Annotated in this window: 1 protein-coding gene; it reads left to right on the forward strand. The window is 65.6% G+C overall.

Annotated features, from left to right (window positions below; all coding sequences use genetic code 11):
* Positions 1 to 474, forward strand: a 474-nt coding sequence (locus AC0L2F_RS35750; protein WP_473251526.1) for a DUF1522 domain-containing protein, incomplete at both ends; no start/stop codon positions are given.

Genomic DNA, 474 nt, shown 5'->3' on the forward strand with positions numbered 1-474 from the left:
CGAGCGGGTATGGTGCGAGCGGTAACGTCCTCACCGACGGCGCCGGCAACTCGACGGTCTATCTGCAGGCCGGCACGATTAACGACGTGCTCAAGGCGATCGACCTTGCCAGTGGCGTGCAGACCGCGACGGTCAATGCCAACGGCACCGCGACGCTTGCGACTGCGACCGGCCAGACCAACTCGTCGATCAACGCCTCGGGTCAGCTCAAGATCTCGACCGGCGTCAATGCCGACCTGTCGATCACCGGCACCGGCAATGCGCTGAACGCGCTTGGCTTCGCCGGCAACACCGGCACTGCGAGCGCCTTCACCGCGGCACGGACCTCGGGCGTCGGCGGCCTCACGGGCAAGACGCTGACCTTCACCTCCTTCAACGGCGGCACGGCGGTCAATGCCACCTTCGGCGACGGCACCAACGGCACGGTCAAGACGCTCGATCAGCTCAACACGAAGCTTCAGGCCAACAACCTGA

The sequence above is a fragment of the Bradyrhizobium sp. Ken64 genome, assembly GCF_055807555.1.